Origin of the sequence: Actinomadura sp. NTSP31 (assembly GCF_041951385.1) — a bacterium.
Lineage (GTDB): Bacteria > Actinomycetota > Actinomycetes > Streptosporangiales > Streptosporangiaceae > Spirillospora > Spirillospora napierensis.
In genome coordinates this window covers 138,687-150,803 of record NZ_JBGNUT010000017.1, presented here as the reverse complement: position 1 = coordinate 150,803, position 12,117 = coordinate 138,687, and the positions used below count along the sequence as shown (strand labels likewise).

The window sequence follows — 12,117 nt, the reverse complement described above, 5'->3', positions numbered from 1 at the left end:
GTTACCAAGGCCGGTCTATAGGAGAGGCAAACTCGCTGTCTCCAGTCTAAGCAGATACAACTTATGCTGCCCGGCCGCCGCAAGTTCGGTCGAGCCGTAAACTCGCCCGGAGGACGGCGTTTATCCTCATCTGTCGAAGGCGTACCGCTCCGGATCCCCGCGCCGCAGGGCGGAGCGGGGGCCGCGAGGGCCGTCCCGCCCCATACGGGCTGCAACGGGACGGAAGTGGGAGCGTACCGGAGAACCAAAGATTTTTCCGGTCGAGCGCCCGATCGGCGGCCAAAAAGAAACGATCACACTGCGTGATCGTTTGGCGGCCGGAGGTCCGGTTACGGATAGCCCGAAATTGCGCATTTCATCCCCTATTGGGCGTAGAAGGGGCGGCGCCCGGGGCGCGCGGCGCCGGCCCGAGGCCGCCCGGGTTTCCGTTCCAGGGCTTGTCAACTGGGCAAATGAGGCGTAGACAGGATTTACGGACCACAGGTCCGGGCACGGCACCCGGGCACCCACGCGCGACCAGCCGCGGGAGGCGCGTCGAGACGGGCTTGACCCGGTCCGACGATAGTGAGGTGCACGCTTGGTAACCCGGTGTGACGTGATCGGCGGCGGCGCTCCCCAGCGGGCGCCGTTCGCCATGTCCGCCGCCGCACCGGCGCCGCCACGAAATCCCGCTCTACGTCAGTCGCCGCGGACCTCCAGCCCGAGCGCGGTCGCGAGCACGACCGCCTGGTAGGGGTCGATCACCGCGCCCCGCAGCTCCACGGTGTGCGGGTCGATCGAGGAGATGTCGCTTCCGCGCAGGTCGCAGCGGGACAGGTCGGCCTTGTGCAGCGAGGCGCCCGACAGGTCGAGGCCGCGCAGCGTCGCGCCCGCGCACCGCGCGCCCGTGAGGTCGGCCTCGCGCAGGCGGACGTCGGTGAACGACGCGCGGCGCAGGTCGGCGCCGGGCAGCCCGGTGAAGGACCAGTCGCCTCCGGCGACCTTCATCAGGTCGTAGGTGCAGCCGTCGAACATCCCGCCGACGACCTTGCAGCCGGTGAAGGTCGCGTCGAAGAAGCCGCAGCGGACGAACGTGCAGTTCAGGAACGCCGCGTCGGTGTGCGTGGAGGCGTTGAAGCGGACGCCGCGGAAGGTGCACCCGGTGAACACCGCGCCGGTGCCGGCGGCCTCGGTCATGTCGACGTCCACGAACAGGACGCGCTCGTGCCGCTCGCCGCTCAGATCGCGCGAGTCCCAGTCGGCGGACGCGATGGTGGTCTCGGTGGGCGCCGCCGGACGCCCGTCCTTCCGTTCGGCCATGCCGACAGCATGGCCTGCCCCACCGACAGACCGGCGCAGCGGTGTGTCAGCCGCGCATGAAGGCTTCGCAGATGGCCTGCGAGTCGCGGGCCGCGGCGGCCACGGCGGCCGAGCAGTGCCCGACCCACTGGGCGACGCCCTCGGGCGTCCCGGACGCATAGGCGCGCAGTGCCTCGGCGTAGTCGCCGGCCAGTTCCGCATGGCCGACCTCAGGCGCGACCAGCGATTTCGGGTCGAGGCCGCGGGCGATGAGGGTGAGGCGCTGCGCGGCGCGCGCGATGATGCCGTCTCCCCAGCCGAACGTCCGCAGCGTCAGCAGCTCGCCGTGGACGATGGCGGCCACTACGAGTGCAGGGGCCTTGGTGGGCTGGGTGAGGAGCCCGCTGAGGGCGTCCAGGCGTGCCGCCACCTCGGCAGCGGACGGCGGTTCGCCCAGCCCCAGCACGTCCTTCACCGGGCGGTCGTCGCTACGGGGACGTCCGAGATCGGCGCTGTCGACGGCGTCGGCCGCGGCCAGTACGTGCAGGCGCGCGAGGACCTGGCGGGGCGCCTGCCGCCACGTCTCGGCGAGGGTGCCGAGCTCCGCCGACACCCGCAGCGCCCCCTGGACGACCGGGTCCGTGGGGTTCTCGGTGGTACGCAGGTCCTCCAGCGTGACCGATGCGCCTTCCAGCACGGCGGACGCGCGCGCGCCGCGCAGCGCCGACTCGGTGGACACCTCGGCGCTGCGGCGCCGCAGGATGCGGTGGCCGAGCAGCCGGTCCACGGCGGACCGCGCATCGGCGACGGCGTCCGGGACGCCGGGCAGGTTCGCAATCTGTGCAAGGGCATCCGTCACGCGCCCGACCTTATGCGGTCGCCGGTATCGCTCGCGCACACGCCCCGCGCGCGCGTGGAACGGAGGCGGTTCCCGAGACGCGGCATTGGGAAGGCACTGTGTGTCGGGCATCACACCTTCATCCGGAGCCTCGGGCGCCGGTCGCGCTCTTCCCCGACACTCGGGAAGGCGGCCTTGTGGGGACGGGACCTTCCTGGTGGAGTGGGGATACCGGGCGACCCCCGTTCAGCTAGCAAGGAGTACGCGTTGAGCCAGAGCCAAGAGACACTGTCGAACCTTCTGCAGGAGACGCGGAGCTTCCCCCCGCCCGCCGAGCTCGCCGCAGCGGCGAACGTCACGGCCGAGGCGTACGACGAGGCCGCCGCGGACCGCCTGGGCTACTGGGCGAAGCAGGCCGAACGGCTGGCCTGGTCCAAGCGCTGGGACGAGGTCCTGGACTGGAGCAACCCGCCGTTCGCCAAGTGGTTCGTGGGGGGCGAGCTGAACGCCGCCTACAACTGCGTCGACCGGCACGTCGAGGCCGGCCTCGGCGCGAAGATCGCCTACCACTGGGAGGGCGAGCCCGGGGACACCCGCACCATCACCTACGCCGACCTGCAGCGGGAGGTGAACAAGGCGGCCAACGCGCTGCTGGAGCTCGGCGTCCGCAAGGGCGACCGGGTCGCGATCTACCTCCCGATGATCCCGGAGCTGCCGATCTCGATGCTGGCGTGCGCGCGGATCGGCGCCACCCACTCGGTGGTGTTCGGCGGCTTCTCCGCCGAGGCGCTGCGCACCCGCATCGACGACGCGCAGGCCAAGCTGGTCATCACCGCCGACGGCGGGTACCGGCGCGGCAAGCCGTCCGCGCTGAAGCCGACCGTGGACGAGGCGGTCGCGCAGACGCCGACGATCGAGCACGTCCTGGTCGTCCGCCGCACCGGCGAGGACGTCGCGGAGAACGAGCGGGACGTCTGGTGGCAGGACCTGGTGGAGCGGCAGAGCGACGAGCACACCGCCGAGCCGATGGACGCCGAGCACCCCCTGTACATCCTGTACACGTCGGGGACGACGGGTAAGCCGAAGGGCATCCTGCACACCACGGGCGGATACCTGACCCAGGTCGCCTACACGCACAACGCGGTGTTCGACCTCAAGCCGGAGACGGACGTGTACTGGTGCTCGGCCGACATCGGCTGGGTGACGGGCCACTCCTACATCGTGTACGGGCCGCTCGCCAATGGCGCCACCAGCGTCATGTACGAGGGCACGCCGGACACGCCCAACAAGGGCCGCTGGTGGGACATCATCCAGAAGTACAAGGTGTCCATCTTCTACACGGCGCCCACCGCGATCCGCACGTTCATGAAGTGGGGCGACGACATCCCCGCGCAGTACGACCTGTCGTCCCTGCGCGTACTGGGGTCCGTGGGCGAGCCCATCAACCCCGAGGCCTACATCTGGTACCGCGAGAACATCGGCGCCAGCAAGACGCCGGTGGTCGACACGTGGTGGCAGACGGAGACCGGCGGCATCATGATCAGCCCGCTGCCGGGCGTGACGGCCGGGAAGCCGGGCGCGGCGATGCGCCCGCTGCCGGGCGTCTCCGCCGAGGTGGTGGACGACCAGGGGCAGCCGGTGCCGAACGGCGGCGGCGGGTTCCTGGTGCTCACCGAGCCGTGGCCCGGGATGCTGCGGACGATCTGGGGCGACGACGAGCGGTACCTCAAGACGTACTGGTCGCGCTTCGAGGGCAAGTACTTCGCCGGCGACGGCGCGAAGAAGGACGACGACGGCGACATCTGGCTGCTCGGCCGGGTGGACGACGTGATGCTGGTGTCCGGGCACAACATCTCCACCACGGAGGTCGAGTCGGCGCTGGTCTCGCACCCGAAGGTGGCCGAGGCGGCGGTCGTCGGCGCGACCGACCCGGTGACCGGGCAGGCGATCGTGTCGTTCGTGATCCCGCGCGGCAGCGCCGGCGAGGAGGTCGAGGGCGCCGAGTTCCTGGCCGAGCTGCGCGACCACGTGTCCAAGGCGCTCGGCCCGATCGCGAAGCCGCGGCAGATCATGATGGTGCCGGAGCTGCCGAAGACCCGGTCCGGCAAGATCATGCGGCGGCTGCTGCGGGACGTGGCGGAGAACCGCAGCATCGGCGACGTCTCGACGCTCGCCGACAGCACGGTGATGGACCTGATCTCCGAGAAGCTGCCGAGCACCAAGTCCGAGGACTGATCGGCGCGAGGCCGGGACGGCCCGTGCGGGAGCGTCGTCCGGCGCTCCGGCGCGGGCCGTCGCCCTTGGCGGCGCGGGACGTCGCCGTTCGCGGCGCGGGACGTCGCCGTTCGCGGTGCGGGCGGGCGGGTAGCCTGGTGATCAGGTGCGCCGGGAAGTCTGGTCGGCAGGGGACGCCCCATTCCCGCTGGTAGGTCGGGGCCCGCGAGGTGCGGGCGGGGCTCCGCGTCCGACCGTCCGCCGCCTTCCCGGGGGTATCGCATGCCGCGCCCGTCCACCGCGCCCGAGAGGCGCCGCATCGCTCATGTCTGGCCGTTCCGTCCGACGGTCCGGTACAGCGGTCAGGTCGCCGCGGCGCTGCGCACCGAGACGGTCGGCGGCGTGGTCATGCTGTTGGCGACGGTGGCGGCGCTGGTCTGGGCGAACACCCCGTGGGCCGACGCCTACGAGAGCCTCCGGGCGCACGAGCTGAGCCCGCACTGGCTGCGGCTCGGGCACATGGACGTCCAGCACTGGGCGTCCGGCGGGCTGCTCGCGGTCTTCTTCTTCATCGCGGGCCTGGAGTTGCGCGAGGAGCTTGCGCACGGCGAACTGCGCGATCCGCGGGACGCGGCGCTGCCGGTGATCGCGGCGGCGGCGGGCGTGGCGATGCCGGCGCTCATCTTCGTCGTCGTGAGCGCGGGCGAGCCCGGGGCGCTGCGCGGCTGGGCCGTGCCGACGGCGACCGACATCGCGTTCGCCCTGGCCGTGCTGGCGGTGACCTTCTCGGCGTGCCCGCCGTCCTTGCGCGCGTTCCTGCTGACGCTCGCTGTGGTGGACGATCTGATCGCCATCACCATCATCGCGTTGTTCTACACCGAGACACTGCACTGGACATGGCTCGGCATCGGAGTCGCGCTGATCGTGGTGTACGGGCTGCTCCAGTCCAGAAATGTCCGGTCACCGTTGCTCTACGTGCCGATCGCCGTGCTCGCCTGGTACTGCGTACAGCGCAGCGGGATCCACGCGACCGTCGCCGGTGTGGCCCTGGGGATGCTGACCAGTTCCAAGGAGACGGCGGACGACCGGCCCACGAACGCCGAGCGGGCCGACCACGTGCTGCGGCCGCTGTCGGCGGGGTTCTGCGTGCCGGTGTTCGCGTTCCTGTCGGCGGGCGTCGCGCTCAGCGGGCCCGCGCTCGGCGCCGCTCTCGGCGACCGGGTGGCCCTCGGTGTGATCTGCGGGCTGGTGATCGGTAAGTTCGTGGGAGTCTTCGGCGGCGCCTGGACGGCCGTGCGGGTCGGCCTGGCGACGCTCGGGGAGGACCTGCGCTGGCGGGAGATCGCGGGGGTCGCGATGCTCGCCGGGGTGGGTTTCACCGTTTCCCTGCTGATCGGCGGTTTGGCCTATACCGACCCGTCCCGATTCGAGAGAGTGACGACAGCGGTCCTGATCGCGAGCATCATCGCCTCGGCGGCCGCCGCCGTCGTCTTCCGGAGAAGGGCGCGCCCGCGCCCGGCGGAGTGACGGCTGACTCTGGAAGGAGAGGAGCGCTATGTCCGAGGCACTACCGGGGGAGAGTGTCGAGGAGAAATCCCTCGGCGAGCTCGTCGCACTGGCGTCGAGCAACGTCTCCGCGCTGGTCAGGGCGGAGATGGACCTGGCCAAGCTGGAGCTGAAGGCGGACGCGAAGAAGGCCGCCTACGGCAGCGTGATGTTCACCATCGCCGCGCTCATCGGCGGGCTGATCGTCATCCTGCTGTCGATCGCGCTGGCCTACGGGCTCGTCGCGGCCGGGCTCTACCACTGGGCCGCGTTCCTGGTCGTGTCCGGCATCTACCTGGTCCTCGCGGTCGGCCTGATCGGCTTCGGCTACCTGCGGATGCGCAAGATCGAGGGGGCGAAGCGCACGCGCCGGACGCTGAAGGACGACTTCGCCGCGCTGCGGCACCGCGGCGACTCGGACACCCCCGCCCTGACGGACTGACGCCCGCCATGCCGGGGCACGAGGCGTCCCTGATCGAGCTCGACGGGCCGTGGACGCACCGCGCCGTCAGCGCGGGCGGGACCCGGTTCCACGTCGCCGAGGCCGGCGAGGGGCCGCTGGTCCTGCTGCTGCACGGCTTCCCGGAGTTCTGGTGGGCGTGGCACCACCAGCTGGTGTCGCTGGCCGGCGCCGGATACCGGGCGGTCGCGGTGGACCTGCGCGGGTACGGCGGCAGCGACAAGCCCCCGCGCGGCTACGACCTGATCACGCTGGCCGGCGACGCCGCCGGGCTGGTCCGGGCGCTCGGCGAGGCGAACGCCGTGGTGTGCGGGCACGACTGGGGCGGGCTGCTGGCGTGGACGATGGCGGTCTACCACCCGAAGGTCGTCCAGCGGCTCGCGGTGGTCGGCGCGCCTCATCCGCTGCGGCTGCGGCGGTCGGTGCTGGGCGATCCGCGCGGGCAGGGGTGGGCGGCGCGCCACACGTTCGGCTTCCAGGTCCCGATGTGGCCGGAGCGGCGGCTCGTCCGCGACGACGCGGAGCTGGCGGGCCGGCTGCTGCACGACTGGTCCGGCCCGGACTGGCCGGATGAGCGCACGGAGCGGTTCGTCCGGAAGGCGGTGCAGATCCCCGGGACGGCGCACTGCGCGCTGGAGTACCACCGGTGGCTCATCAGGTCGCAGGCCCGTCCGGACGGCATCCGCTACGCGCACCGTATGCGCGCCCCGATCCAGGCGCCCACGCTCCAGTTGCACGGTGCCCTCGACACCTGCATCCTTCCGGCCAGTGCACGAGGCTCGGGACGCTATGTGGCGGCCCCCTACCGGTGGAAGGTCATCGAAGGGGCGGGGCACTTCCCCCACGAGGAGCGTCCGCGCGCATTCGACGCGCAGCTCCTCGGATGGCTGGCCGACCCGGAACCCGACAGCTGACCCCACGGGCCCGGCCGGGGCCGTCTCCCCTCAAGAAATGCTGCGGCGCGTACCGTAGAGGGATGCGGGATCGGGACGAGTCGGGACGCCCACGCAACTCACGGCCACGTGACGCGTACGGTCGTCCGCTGCCTCATGGCGCCACCGGCATACCCACGATGCCGGACGACCTCGACATGCCCGTCGCGGAGGCATTGCTGGAAGCGCAGCGTCTCCTGGACGAGGACCGTCCCTTCCATGCGCACGAGGTGCTCGAAGCCGTCTGGAAGGCCGCTCCGGAGGCGGAACGGGAGCTGTGGAGAGGTCTCGCCCAGGTCGCCGTAGGCATCACCCACCTGCGGCGGGGAAACCAGCGCGGTGCGACAGCGCTCCTCAGCCGGGCCGCCGATCGCATCGAGCCCTACGGCGAGGCTCCCCCGCACCGCGTCGACGTGCTCGGCATCGTGGAGCGGGCGCGCGCGCTGGCCGAACACCCGGAGGACACCCCGGTGAAGCTCCGCCTCACCGCGCCTTAGGCGCGAGGGGCAGTCCGAGAGCGCGGGGGTCAGTCCGAGCAGCTCTGGGTGTAGACCGCCTTGGTGAGCTCGACGCCCGCCTTGGCGTCCGGCGCGACCTCCTCGGCGGTCAGCGCGTACCCGGTGGAGGGCGTGTCGAGCGCCGCCGCGAAGATGACCCCGTAGACGCGCCCGTCGGTGGACAGCAGCGGCCCGCCGGAGTTGCCCGGCTCGACCTTCCCGCGGATCGCGTAGATCTCCCGGCTGACCTGGCCGGAGTGGTAGATGTCCGGGCCCCGCGCGGTCTGCCGCGCGCGGATCCGGGCGGCGCCCGGCGTGAACGGCTGGTTCTTCGGGAACCCGGCGATGATCGCGCTGTCGCGGACCCGCGCCTCCCCGGCGAACTTCAGCGGCCGCGCCTCCAGCTCCGGCACGTACAGCACCGCGATGTCGCGCTTCGGGTCGTACAGCACGACCCGGCCGCGGGTCTTGCCGCCGGTGCGGGTCTCGACGACCGACGATCCCCGGGCGCCCGCGACGACGTGCGCGTTCGTCATGATGTGGTGCGGCGCGAACACGAACCCGGTGCCCTCGATGCGGCGCTGGCACTGCGGCGCCGTGCTGACGACCTTGACGATGCTGTTCTTGGCGTCCTGCAGCCCCGCGGTGTTGAGCACCGACTCGTCCGGCGGCGGCACCTGCACCACCGACTCGCCGCCGAGCCCGTTGAACACCTGCGGGAACTCGCTGTTCTTCACGAACCCCTGGAACGAGGTGAACCAGGTCTGCGCCTGCGCGGGCATCACCCCGTTGATGCCCTTGATGACCGTGGAGCCCTTGACCTGCGTGCGCACCGGCTGGAACTCCGAGTTCGCCACCAGGTTCCCGAAGAACCAGGCGACGACCAGCAGCGACAGCGCGCTGACGACGGTGCCGCCGACCGCGTCCGCGGTGCGCGCGTTCAGCCCGGTCACCCGGTTGCGCAGCACCGCGCCGACCGACGAGGCGATCAGCTGCCCGAGGGTGGCGGCCAGGAACGCGACCACGATGGCCAGCAGCGCCTGCTGCGCGGCCCCGTTCACGGTGGCCTCCGCGATCGGCGGCGCGATGACCACCCCGATCACCCCGCCGCCGACGAAGCCGACGAAGCTCAGCAGGCTGACGATGAACCCCTGCCGGTACCCCGAGACTCCGAACAGCACGACGAGCACGAGCAGGATGAGATCGAGAACGTGGTCGTGCAGCACCGCTTCACCGTATAGTGCGCCGGGGCCGCTTCACGTCCCCTCGACGGACCAGTTTGGCCTCGCGCGAGTGACCGTGCAGTGCGACGACGGGCGGCGCGGCTCCGCGCTCAGGATGACGCCGCGGCCGTGACCTGCGCCGTTCCGGGAGGCCCCGGCGGGCCGGGCGCGAGTCGCCCGGCGGGTCAGCCGCGGGCGGCCAGGGTCAGCACGTCCGGCGGCAGGTCCTCGACGTGACCGGTGTCCCACGGACGGTCCCAGCCGCCCGCGACCAGCACCCGCGTCAGCACCGCCGCGGTGAACCCCCACACCAGCATGCCGCCGACCCGGAACGCCGGGCCCATCCTCATCCCGGACGGGTGCTTGACGGTCAGCCGGTTCGCCGGGTCGGCCAGGTCGCGGATCGGCACCCGCGCGACCGTGGCGACCTCGCCCGGATGGCCCGGCGCGATCTCCGACGGCTCCCGCCACCAGCCCGCGACCGGCGTGACGCGGTGCCGGCTGTGCGACAGGTGCAGCTCGGGCAGCGTGCAGAGCACGTCCACGCCGGACGGCTCGACGCCGGCCTCCTCCCACGCCTCCCGCAGCGCCGCCCCGACCGGCCCGTCGTCGCCGGCGTCGATGCGGCCGCCCGGGAAGGCGGGCTGCCCGGCGTGGTTGGACAGCGTCGCGGCCCGCTCGGTGAGCAGGACGTCCGGGCCGTCCGGGCCCTCGCCGAACAGGATCAGCACGGCGGCCGCGCGGGCGCCGGGCGCCGGCTCGAACATCGGCGGCACCGGCATCCGCGGCGCCTCGGCGCGGAAGCGGTCGAGCCACGGCGGGCAGGTGGATGCGGTGTCGGTCACGCCACTCCCAACTCCGGAACGCCCGCGTTCCTTCCCGATGGGAACCGTTCCAGTCCCCGGCGGTTCCCCGGGTCCGGGCGGATCATGAGAACGGGCCGGGCTTGACGAGCTTGCCTGCCGCCTCGGCGTCGACGGGCCCGGTGCCGTAGGACGGGCAGTCCCTGGCGAGCGGGCACGCCCCGCAGGCGGGACGGCGCGCGTGGCAGATCCGGCGGCCGTGCCAGATCAGCCGATGCGACAGCATCGTCCAGTCCTTGCGGGGGAACAGCTCGCCGATTTCCTTCTCGATCTTGACCGGGTCGTCCTCGGCGGTCCAGCCGAACCGGTTGACCAGGCGCCCGAAGTGGGTGTCGACGGTGATGCCCGGCACGTCGAACGCGTTGCCGAGCACGACGTTCGCGGTCTTGCGGCCGACGCCCGGCAGGGTGACGAGGTCCTCCAGCCGTCCGGGGACCTCGCCGCCGAACCGGTCGCGCAGCGCGGCCGACAGGCCCATCACGGACTTGGTCTTGGCCCGGAAGAACCCGGTCGGCTTCAGCAGCGTCTCGACGTCCTCGGGGTCGGCGGCGGCCAGGTCCTCCGGGGTGGGGTACTTGGCGAACAGCGCCGGGGTCGTCAGGTTCACCCGCTTGTCGGTGGTCTGCGCCGACAGGACGGTCGCGACCAGCAGCTGGAACGGGGTGCCGAAGTCCAGTTCGCAGTGCGCGTCGGGGTAGGTCTCGGCCAGTACCCGGTTCATCCTGCGCGCGCGCCGCACCAGCCCGGTCCTGGTCTCGTCGCGGAACCTGCGCGCCCGTGCCGCCCCGCCCGGCTGCGCGCGCGCCTTCTCGCCCCGGGTCTTGCCGTCCGCCTCCGCGGTCATGCCGGCTCCGTCGTCATACGCCAAGCCTAGAACCTCGCCGGCAGCGGTACCGGCGCGGCGAAATCTCCGGAGAAAGTCCGTAATCGAGGGCGGTTCCGGCCGTCTCCTGTGTACCTCGTCCCCCGCGAAGGAGATCTCATTGTCTGACTTCAGCCAGGTGGTTCCCCTTCCCGTGCGCCGCATCGAGCTCGGCCTGTCCTTCGACGGCTCCGCCGGGCTGGCCCGGGAGCTGCGCGGGCAGGTGCCCGCCGTCGCCGGGGAGGCGACGCGCCGGATCGAGAAGCGGCTGCCGGAGTTCGTCCGGCCCCACGACCCCAAGTACACCCGGGGGCTGGAGGCCGCGGTCGAGTGCGCGATCGGCCACTTCCTGGACCTGCTGGCCGATCCGGGCGCCTCCTCCGCCGACGTCCTGGACTTCTGGCGGCGGGTCGGGGCCGGCGAGGCCGGCGAGGGGCGCACGCTGGAGTCCTGGCACGCGGCGACCCGGATCGGCGCCGGCGTGGCGGTCGAGCAGCTCACCGAGCGGGCGGGACGGCTCGGCTACCGGGCCGGCGCCTCCACCATGGCGGGGATCGCCAACGCGGTGTTCGACTACATGAACCAGCTCGCCGAGGCGGTCGCCGAGGGCCACGCCGACGCCGCCGCGCGGGCGGCCGGGGCGCAGCAGGACCACCGGCGCCGGCTGCTCGACCTGCTGCTGGACGAGCCCGCTCCGGCCCCGCGGCACCTGCGGGAGGTGGCCGGCGAGGCGTCCTGGCCGCTGCCCCGGACGGTCGCGGCCGTGGCGCTGCGCGAGCGCGGCCCCGAGACCCGGCGGCCGTCGCTGCCGCCCGACGTGCTGCTCGGCCTGCACCGCGCCGAGCCCTGCCTGATCGTCGCGGACCCGGAGGGCCCCGGCCGCGCCCGGCTGCTGGAGCGCCGGCTGGACGGCTGGACCGCCGCGATCGGCCCGGCGGTCGAGCCGACCGGCGCGGCGCGGTCGCTGCGCTGGGCGCGGGACGCGCTGGACCTGGCCGACCAGGGCCTGATCGACGAGGACCCGGCCGCGCGGGACACCCCCATCGCCGCCGAGATGCACATGCCGATCATCGTGATGATGCGGGAGCGGGAGCTGGTCGAGAAGGTGATCGAGCGGCGGCTGGCGCCGCTGCTGGCCGCCCGCCCGGCGCAGCGGCACCGGCTCGCCGAGACCCTGCTGGCGTCGCTGGAGTGCGGGTTCAACGCCACGGCGGTCTCCGGCCACCTGCACGTGCACCCGCAGACCGTCCGGTACCGGTTCCGGCAGCTCGAGGACCTGTTCGGCGACACGATCCACGCGAAGTCGGACCGGCTGGAGCTGCACATGGCGCTGCGGGCGTGGCTCGCGCTCAACCCCGAGCCGTCCGCGCGCGACCAGCTCCGGTACGGCTGACCCGGTGAGCGG

General features: G+C 72.6%; 11 protein-coding genes. 6 read left to right on the top strand and 5 right to left on the bottom strand.

What is annotated here, in order from left to right:
- Positions 1-678 precede the first annotated feature (678 nt).
- Both ACA514_RS27730 and ACA514_RS27725 read right to left on the bottom strand, forming a co-directional pair.
- On the bottom strand, positions 679-1,299 hold the full coding sequence (locus ACA514_RS27730) for a pentapeptide repeat-containing protein (RefSeq protein WP_375044168.1): 621 nt from the start codon (positions 1,297-1,299) through the stop codon (positions 679-681).
- Between the two features lie 46 nt (positions 1,300-1,345).
- Positions 1,346-2,137 carry a Fic family protein gene (locus ACA514_RS27725; RefSeq protein ID WP_375044167.1) on the bottom strand — a complete coding sequence of 264 codons (792 nt, stop codon included), beginning with the start codon at positions 2,135-2,137 and terminating at the stop codon, positions 1,346-1,348.
- 246 nt (positions 2,138-2,383) lie between these two features.
- On the opposite strand from ACA514_RS27725, the gene acs reads away from it, so the two are divergent.
- From acs to ACA514_RS27700, 5 genes are all read left to right on the top strand, one after another.
- Complete coding sequence (acs, locus tag ACA514_RS27720) at positions 2,384-4,351, top strand: acetate--CoA ligase (protein WP_375044166.1); 1,968 nt, start codon at positions 2,384-2,386, stop codon at positions 4,349-4,351.
- 261 nt (positions 4,352-4,612) lie between these two features.
- On the top strand, positions 4,613-5,857 hold the full coding sequence (gene nhaA, locus ACA514_RS27715; protein WP_375044165.1) for a Na+/H+ antiporter NhaA: 1,245 nt from the start codon (positions 4,613-4,615) through the stop codon (positions 5,855-5,857).
- Between the two features lie 28 nt (positions 5,858-5,885).
- A complete protein-coding gene (locus ACA514_RS27710) occupies positions 5,886-6,317 on the top strand; it encodes a phage holin family protein (protein WP_375044164.1) in 432 nt (143 codons plus the stop codon).
- Positions 6,318-6,325: 8 nt separating this feature from the next.
- Positions 6,326-7,249, top strand: coding sequence for an alpha/beta fold hydrolase (locus ACA514_RS27705; protein WP_375044163.1), 924 nt, complete (start codon positions 6,326-6,328; stop codon positions 7,247-7,249).
- Positions 7,250-7,407: 158 nt separating this feature from the next.
- Positions 7,408-7,764 (top strand): DUF309 domain-containing protein, encoded by a 357-nt coding sequence (locus ACA514_RS27700; RefSeq protein WP_375044162.1) that lies wholly within the window; start codon positions 7,408-7,410, stop codon positions 7,762-7,764.
- Between the two features lie 29 nt (positions 7,765-7,793).
- Here the strand turns inward: ACA514_RS27700 and ACA514_RS27695 are convergent, their stop codons facing one another.
- The 3 genes from ACA514_RS27695 to nth all read right to left on the bottom strand — a co-directional run bounded on the left by ACA514_RS27695 (position 7,794) and on the right by nth (position 10,571).
- The gene (locus ACA514_RS27695; protein ID WP_375044161.1) at positions 7,794-8,990 is read right to left on the bottom strand and encodes a MarP family serine protease; all 1,197 of its coding nucleotides are present in this window, start codon (positions 8,988-8,990) and stop codon (positions 7,794-7,796) included.
- A 182-nt stretch (positions 8,991-9,172) separates the two neighbouring features.
- Complete coding sequence (locus tag ACA514_RS27690) at positions 9,173-9,832, bottom strand: NUDIX hydrolase (protein ID WP_375044160.1); 660 nt, start codon at positions 9,830-9,832, stop codon at positions 9,173-9,175.
- Between the two features lie 82 nt (positions 9,833-9,914).
- Positions 9,915-10,571, bottom strand: coding sequence for an endonuclease III (gene nth, locus ACA514_RS27685; RefSeq protein ID WP_375044222.1), 657 nt, complete (start codon positions 10,569-10,571; stop codon positions 9,915-9,917).
- Positions 10,572-10,833: 262 nt separating this feature from the next.
- Between nth and ACA514_RS27680 the strand changes: the two genes are divergently transcribed.
- Positions 10,834-12,105 (top strand): PucR family transcriptional regulator, encoded by a 1,272-nt coding sequence (locus ACA514_RS27680; protein ID WP_375044159.1) that lies wholly within the window; start codon positions 10,834-10,836, stop codon positions 12,103-12,105.
- Positions 12,106-12,117: the final 12 nt, after the last annotated feature.

What these genes read in the sequence shown, in the direction of transcription:
- ACA514_RS27730 (WP_375044168.1), bottom strand. Translation starts at nt 1,299, where the DNA reads ATGGCCGAACGGAAGGACGGGCGTCCGGCGGCGCCCACCGAGACCACC.
- nhaA (WP_375044165.1), top strand. Translation starts at nt 4,613, where the DNA reads ATGCCGCGCCCGTCCACCGCGCCCGAGAGGCGCCGCATCGCTCATGTC.
- ACA514_RS27710 (WP_375044164.1), top strand. Translation starts at nt 5,886, where the DNA reads ATGTCCGAGGCACTACCGGGGGAGAGTGTCGAGGAGAAATCCCTCGGC.
- ACA514_RS27705 (WP_375044163.1), top strand. Translation starts at nt 6,326, where the DNA reads ATGCCGGGGCACGAGGCGTCCCTGATCGAGCTCGACGGGCCGTGGACG.
- ACA514_RS27700 (WP_375044162.1), top strand. Translation starts at nt 7,408, where the DNA reads ATGCCGGACGACCTCGACATGCCCGTCGCGGAGGCATTGCTGGAAGCG.
- nth (WP_375044222.1), bottom strand. Translation starts at nt 10,571, where the DNA reads ATGAACCGGGTACTGGCCGAGACCTACCCCGACGCGCACTGCGAACTG.